Below are 6,608 nucleotides of genomic sequence, written 5' to 3' on the forward strand. Positions count from 1 at the left end.
TCAGACCTTTGTGATTTCTCCTGCATCCACATAGCGTTGATGCAGGCGTTCGAGCGAGGGGTAATGCGTGAGATCGAGATGCAATGGAGTCACCGCGATAAACCCGTCCTCGCCTGCTTCAAGATCGGTTTCATGGCCAGGCGTATGCTCAATCGCTTCTAGTCCGAACCAGAAATAGGCAAACCCCCGCGGATCCTTCTTTTCGACCAGCGAGCCACGTCCGTAATCATGAAAACCCTGGCGAACAATCCGGATACCGTTAACCTTATCGGCAGCGACAGCGGGAAAATTGATGTTCACCAGCGTGCGTTCGGAAAAATTCATGTCGATGAGTGGGCGCAGTACGCGTTCCCCCCACGCCTGCGCGGCAGCGAAGGAAACCTTCTCGCCTCCTTTTGCGTAGATCTGGCTGAGCGCCACCGACCGCACGCCCGCCAGTGTCCCTTCGATTGCGGCAGAGACGGTGCCTGAGTAGGTGACATCGTCACCCTGATTCGCACCGCGGTTCACTCCGGACAAAATGAGGTCGGGCTTCTCCGGCAGCAGCTTTCGCAGCGCCATGGTGACCGCATCGGTGGGTGTTCCCATCACTGCGAAACGACGTGCGTCATATTCGCGCAGTCTTACCGGCTGCGTCAGGGTGAGCGAGTGGCCTGCGCCCGACTGCTCCTCGGCCGGCGCGACAATCCAGATGTCGTCGGACAAGGTCCGGGCAATCCTTTCCAGAACCTTGAGGCCGGGTGCGTGAATGCCGTCGTCGTTCGTAAGCAAAATGCGCATTAGTTGCCGGGCTCCAATCTGCTCATGCCGCTGGTATAGGGGTGAAGAGCAGGCGGCAGCACGACCGATCCGTCCTCCTGCTGTCCGTTTTCCAGCAGTGCCACCAGCGTGCGACCGACCGCAAGGCCAGAGCCGTTCAGCGTATGCACGAACTCTGTTTTCTTCAGACCATCCGGCCGGAAGCGCGTGTTCATCCGCCGCGCCTGATATGCCCCGCAATTGGAAATGGAAGAAATCTCGCGGTAAGCGTCCTGTCCTGGCAACCACACCTCAAGGTCGTAGGTTTTCATGGCACTTGCCCCCATGTCACCTGCGCACAGCAAAATTTTGCGATACGGCAGTTCGAGCGCCTGCAACACTGCTTCTGCCGCAGCAGTCATGGTTTCATGCATGACGTCGGAAGTCGCAGGCGTGGTGATGGCGACAAGCTCCACCTTGTCGAACTGATGCTGACGGATCAATCCGCGCGTGTCGCGTCCTGCGGCCCCGGCCTCCGACCGGAAGCAGGGAGTGAGCGCAGTCATGCAGATGGGCAGCGCTGCTGTATCCACAATCTGGTCGCGCACGGCGTTGGTGAGCGATACCTCTGCTGTCGGAATGAGCCAGCGATCATCCGTGGTGCGGAACAGATCCTCGGCAAATTTCGGCAGTTGGCCAGTGCCGAAAACCGCTTCATCCCGAACCAGCAGCGGCGGCGCGCATTCGACAAAACCCGCATCGGCTTGCATATCGAGCATGAAGGCGCCCAAGGCCCGGTTGAGCCGCGCCATCTGCCCGCGCATGAAGACAAACCGCGCACCTGCGATTCGCGCCCCTGTTTCAAAATCAAGACCAAGCGCCGGTGCAAAATCGGCGTGCTCCTGCGGTGCAAAGTCGAACGTGCGCGGCGTGCCCCAGCGGGCAATCTCGATGTTATCGCTTTCGTCTGTGCCGTCTGGCACATCTGTGGCAGGAAGGTTTGGCAACGCTGCAATGCAGTCTGCCAATTGCTGCGACACGTGCCGCTCCCGCTCTTCAAGGATCGGCAGCGACTGCTTCAGTTGCGCCACTTCCAGCTTCAGCGCATCAGCGTTGGCTACATCGCCCTTTGCCATGGCCGCACCGATTGCCTTCGACAGCTCGTTGCGGCGGCCCTGCGCTTCCTGTGTGACGGTCGCGACGCTGCGCCGCTCATCGTCAAGCGCCAGGATCGAAGCGGCAGCAGGCGAGGCACCGCGTCGCGAGAGCGCGGCGTCGAATTTGTCCGGATCGTCGCGAATAGTGCGAATGTCATGCATGGAGCGGCTATGGCCATCCGGCTGCGTTTTTGTCCAGCCGGTAATCATCCGAACTGGTGCAGCCAGTTAGCGGTTCGTTAAACTTTATGTTCTTTATTATCGCGATGAGAATCGCTTGGTCTGGAACATTGCGCCGGCTGGCGGCGAACGAAAGCGGAGGCGTTACCGTACTGGCGGCGCTGTCGCTTCCCGTTGCAATCGGCGCCGCCGGGCTTGTCTTTGATCTCAACCGCGGTTTGGAACAACGTATGCATAACCAGCGCGCGGCCGACATGGCGGCGCTGGGCGCGGCAATCGCCTACAGGGCGTCACCGCAGCCGGCGACGCTGACTGCGACCGCCCACGATATTGTAAACGTCAACGGCGTGGCAGGTGCCGCAACGACCGCCGAACTGCTCGAGAACTTCCCGTCGGGGGCAGACAGGGCGGTTCGTGTAACGGTGGAAAAAAAGGTGCCGTGGGTGCTTGCGCGGGTGCTTGGATTTTCCGGTGAATACACCGTGGCGTCTCAGGCCGTGGCGTCGCTGGTGACTCGCACCCAGTTCTTGCCTCCTTGCTTTCTTGCGCTCTCGAACGAGACGGATGCGTTGACGCTCTCCGGCGGAACGCTGCTCGATGCGCCGGACTGCTCCGTCGCGGCGGTAGGATCGCTGCAGGCAAGCGGCAGCGGCAGGATCAGGGCTGGCAACATCATCGCCGGGCAGGGCGATGTGACGCTCTCCGGTGGCAGTTCGTTTGTTGCAGACCTGCTGCGTTATGCTGGCAGGACCAAAACATCCGGCGGAGCATCGCTGCCTGCCAACCGCCTGAACAGCCCCACGTCGCTCGTTGATCCCTGGGCGAACAGCACCGAACTTGATGAAGCGCGTGCGCTGCTGGGTCGGCATGCGGCAGTGCCGGTAATCCCGGCGCCCGTGACCCGGGGCGGTGAGGACTGGGACTTCGGCTGGTCGCCTGATGGGCAAGTGGCCGCATTCCGCACAGGCTCGGGCACCTACCTTGTACCACGAGGCGTTTACCACATAGACGAATTTGAAGTTGGTGGTGGGGTAAAGGTCCAGTTCGAAGCTGGATCAAGGCTTTATATTCGCGACGGCGTAAGCATCGGCGGCGGTGCCACGGTCAATTTCAGCGACAGCGATCTCTATGTGAACGGGGGCTTTGACAGCGGCACGAGCGGGGTCACTATCGGAAAGGGCGATTTGTGGATCGGGTCAGGGTCGGTCCGGTTCAAGGGCATGAATTACAAGGGCGACGGCAATGTCATGATCGTGCCGCAGATCAACCTCGGTGGTGGTCAGACCCTGTTGATGGGTAAAGGCCAGCACTGGTTTGGTGGGTTCAATCTAAGTGGCGGGGGCTCGGTTGCCATGGGCGACGGGAGCTTTGTAGCTGCGTCGGGAGTGAGGATCTCCGGCGGCAGTGAGCTGTCCGTAGGGTACGGCGATGTCACGATTGGCAGCGGTTCCGGCTCGGCAGCCATCAGCTTGTCAGGCAGCGCAAAATTCTTCATGAAGGATGGCAGCTTCAGCGCCGATGGCAACATCGAGACATCAGGCGGCAGCAGGATTGCTTTTGGCGCAACGGCAAACCATTACGTAAATGGCAGTATGCGTATTGGTGGATCCGCATTTTTCGGAGCCGGTCGCTATACGATCAATGGCGATCTCACCAATGGCACCGGCGGCACAACCTGGCCTTATACCTCAAACCTCAGCGGCCTGAGCTATGGGGACACTGTTAACGGCGAAAGCTTTGCAGGATACGATCTGGCCGGGGCCGATGTGACTTTCATCCTTGAAGGAACACTTAATCTATCAGGTGGTGCGAAGGTAAAGCTGCTTGCTCCTGCTCTATCAAGGCCGGGAAGCGGGATCCGCGAGCTGCTGATAGATAGCTTGACGCGCAGCAGCACGGCGTGGTCGGGCGGCTCCAACAGCATATTTTCCGGCGCTATCCATCTGCCGCGATCCGATCTTTCCGTCTCGGGAGGCAACAGCACCGCGGGTGGGAAGCATTGCTTCACGCTGGTGGCCAGCAAGATCAAGGCAAGCGGCGGAGCGGCGGCTGGAACGCTGTGTTCCTTCATTGAAGAAAACCACGCCAGTAACTCTGACGATGCGTCCGTGCGGTTGATCGGCTAATGCGGACCATGTCGCGACTTGGTGCGGATGAACAAGGCGCTGTCGCCATTGAATTTGCGTTGTGGAGTTTAGGGTTTTTTCTCGCGTTGCTGGCCGCTTTTGACTTCGGCAGCTTCTACCTTCAACGGTCAACGACAGGTGAAGCTGTGTCGGCAGCTGCAGTACAGAGCTTTGTCACGCGCGATGATGTGAACTTCACAGCTTTGCCAGCCTATGTGCGCACAAGTGCCGAAATTCCATCGCTTGACGTGGAACTCGCATGCAACGGGGTTGCAGGATCCTGCACCAACCTCAGCCGGCGATGTGCCTGCCTGAACAAAGATGGAGGATACACGCAGGCAAATTGCGGCACCATCTGTCCGGTAGGGCGCGCGAGTACCGGGTCAACTGCCGGTTACTACCTTTCGATCCGCGCATCTGCGCCATTTTCCCCGATGCTGTTGCCTGACGGAGTGTTGAAGGACAGCGTCGTCCAGCAGCATGGCACTGTGCGTTTGCAATGATCAAGTCACATCTTCTAAGATGCCGAAAGGGCAGCGCAACGATCGAGTTCGCGCTGCTCGCGCCCGCGCTCGTGCTGATGCTGGTCGGCGGGTTTGAACTCAGCCGCCTGATGTGGGTGCGGCAGACCCTGGCCGAGGTGGCTTACAACACTGCGCGCTGCATGTCGGTAAGCACGACCTGCGATACCGCAGACAGGCAGAAGGCTCACGCAGTAGAAAGGGCCGCGCAATATGATCTGGCGATCACGAAAACTCAGGTGGAACCGATTGGCGAGACGATATGCAAGTCTGTCCCTAGATCAAGCTCGGTAAAAATTCGTTTTACTTTCATTTCGCCGCTGCAAGGTTTGTTAAACCAGACGCCCGACCTTCTGCAGGCCGGAGCATGTTACCCAAACTTCGCTTGATCGTAATCATGCATGGATCGGTAGGCGACAACGCGGATCAGAATGGTGGGCGTGCCACGGATTAAACTTGAGACCGACCTGTCTTAAGGGTGAGAATAACGGAAATCCGCCATTTCTTCTTAAGAAAATGCAATGTAAGCAATGCTTGATAGCCGTTCGCCTGAATCCGTTTCTTGGATTTTGCAATAGCGATGACGGATATCAGATCTTGGCCGCATGGCAGAGCGTCAAAAGCTGCCGTCAGAAGCGGGCGATTAGCCGCTTTGGCATCGTCTGCACAAAGGCGTTTATCTCGGCTATTTACCGTCGAAGAAGACGGTTGGTCGCGGTTAGCGCAACCTCTCCGGCGGAGCTCGACTACCACGGCGGCGGCGGCGGACAGACGATGATTGCTGTCGGCGGCTTCTCACCTTCGCGCGGACTTACGCTCGAAGGACTAAACGTTTCCTGCTTTCTGCGCAGCTCGGTGATGTACGACACGCTGATGCAGATGGTCCGCTGGTTCGACTTCCGACCCGTTTACGAGAACCTTCAGCTCGAGCTCGACTTCATGCAGCGGGCAAATGCAACTCTCGAGCAGTTCGGTCTGGCTGTGCGGAGCCACCCCAGCGCACTTATGGTCACCGCACGCAACAAGATGAGGCAGAAGCAGGCCATGGGCGGGCTGTCGAACGGCTCATCGAGACAGAGAAGCCGTCATTGGCGTCGCGGACGTTTCAGCTTAACCGCGGTGCACGCGATAAGCTTCTGCAGGATCTGGCCTCCGACGGGCACACACCGGACACCTCTGGACCGAGTACGCGCGGGCAAGGACGTGGGGGTTGGTGGCAATGCGCTCTTCAGCGCCAGTTCGACCGCGTACAACACCGCCCGTTTATCGTGCTGCAGCACCAGCGCCAGGACCTCTGCCACCCCGCGGTCACCGCCAGAGCGCCGCACAAGCTGGCTTTGCAGCTGTTTGGAGGCTTAGGGCAATTGCGTGAATGGTGTGCTATTACGCAGCGCTCCGGGCTAACGCTTCATCACCGCCACGTAGTGCCACCGGTCACAAGTCGTCCGTGCGGCAGTGACATAGGATCGATTAATGATCCTGGCATGCTTGCACACGATCTAACCTTCGGCCGGTACGACGATTTGATCAGAGTTGATCCTGACGCTTACCAGCCGGTTAGCTAAGGGGGGATGCCAGCCTATAGCGATTGCTCTCGGAGTGGATGAGACAAACGGCGATACGCGTTTGGTGTGCTCGATACAGGCGATAAAGAATCGCCCCAGCGGCATCACGCTATTCTCCTTTTTAGCATGAACGCCGGCGACGGTGCCAGGCAGGCCGCCATGCTGGATCTCGCCCGAGTGCGTAATGCAGTGTTCCTCAAGCCAGGCATCGAGCACACCGATATCCGCAAAGCTCGGCAATCGCTGCCACGCTCGGCGCCGAGCATCCTTGACGTTTTTCTCGACCTGGCCCTTCTCCGACCCCAAGGCTGGGTTGCAGTC

General features: G+C 59.0%; 6 protein-coding genes and 1 pseudogene. 4 read left to right on the plus strand and 3 right to left on the minus strand.

From position 1 onward, the window contains the following. Window positions 1-780 carry a 5'/3'-nucleotidase SurE gene (gene surE / locus RM533_RS11695; RefSeq protein ID WP_311341404.1) on the minus strand — a complete coding sequence of 260 codons (780 nt, stop codon included), beginning with the start codon at window positions 778-780 and terminating at the stop codon, window positions 1-3. Beyond that, complete coding sequence (gene serS, locus RM533_RS11700) at window positions 780-2,057, minus strand: serine--tRNA ligase (protein WP_311341405.1); 1,278 nt, start codon at window positions 2,055-2,057, stop codon at window positions 780-782. The genes surE and serS overlap by 1 nt, the downstream gene beginning before the upstream one ends. 104 nt (window positions 2,058-2,161) lie before the next feature. On the opposite strand from serS, the gene RM533_RS11705 reads away from it, so the two are divergent. The 4 genes from RM533_RS11705 (at window position 2,162) to RM533_RS11720 (ending at window position 6,081) form a co-directional block, all read left to right on the plus strand. Continuing rightward, window positions 2,162-4,201, plus strand: coding sequence for a pilus assembly protein TadG-related protein (locus tag RM533_RS11705; protein ID WP_311341406.1), 2,040 nt, complete (start codon window positions 2,162-2,164; stop codon window positions 4,199-4,201). An 8-nt stretch (window positions 4,202-4,209) separates the two neighbouring features. Beyond that, window positions 4,210-4,704: a TadE/TadG family type IV pilus assembly protein gene (locus tag RM533_RS11710; RefSeq protein ID WP_311341407.1), complete on the plus strand. Its 495-nt coding sequence runs from the start codon at window positions 4,210-4,212 to the stop codon at window positions 4,702-4,704. Further along, window positions 4,701-5,111 (plus strand): TadE/TadG family type IV pilus assembly protein, encoded by a 411-nt coding sequence (locus tag RM533_RS11715; protein ID WP_311341408.1) that lies wholly within the window; start codon window positions 4,701-4,703, stop codon window positions 5,109-5,111. Before RM533_RS11710 ends, RM533_RS11715 begins: the two co-directional genes overlap by 4 nt. A gap of 67 nt (window positions 5,112-5,178) precedes the next feature. Beyond that, a complete protein-coding gene (locus RM533_RS11720) occupies window positions 5,179-6,081 on the plus strand; it encodes a Z1 domain-containing protein (protein ID WP_311341409.1) in 903 nt (300 codons plus the stop codon). Between the two features lie 140 nt (window positions 6,082-6,221). Here the strand turns inward: RM533_RS11720 and RM533_RS11725 are convergent. After that, a pseudogene (locus RM533_RS11725) lies at window positions 6,222-6,608 on the minus strand (IS21 family transposase); the annotation flags it as partial.

The sequence above is a fragment of the Croceicoccus esteveae genome, from assembly GCF_031846435.1.
GTDB classification, from domain to species: domain Bacteria; phylum Pseudomonadota; class Alphaproteobacteria; order Sphingomonadales; family Sphingomonadaceae; genus Croceicoccus; species Croceicoccus esteveae.

What these genes read in the sequence shown, in the direction of transcription:
- surE (WP_311341404.1), bottom strand. Translation starts at nt 780, where the DNA reads ATGCGCATTTTGCTTACGAACGACGACGGCATTCACGCACCCGGCCTC.
- serS (WP_311341405.1), bottom strand. Translation starts at nt 2,057, where the DNA reads ATGCATGACATTCGCACTATTCGCGACGATCCGGACAAATTCGACGCC.
- RM533_RS11705 (WP_311341406.1), top strand. Translation starts at nt 2,162, where the DNA reads ATGAGAATCGCTTGGTCTGGAACATTGCGCCGGCTGGCGGCGAACGAA.
- RM533_RS11710 (WP_311341407.1), top strand. Translation starts at nt 4,210, where the DNA reads ATGTCGCGACTTGGTGCGGATGAACAAGGCGCTGTCGCCATTGAATTT.
- RM533_RS11715 (WP_311341408.1), top strand. Translation starts at nt 4,701, where the DNA reads ATGATCAAGTCACATCTTCTAAGATGCCGAAAGGGCAGCGCAACGATC.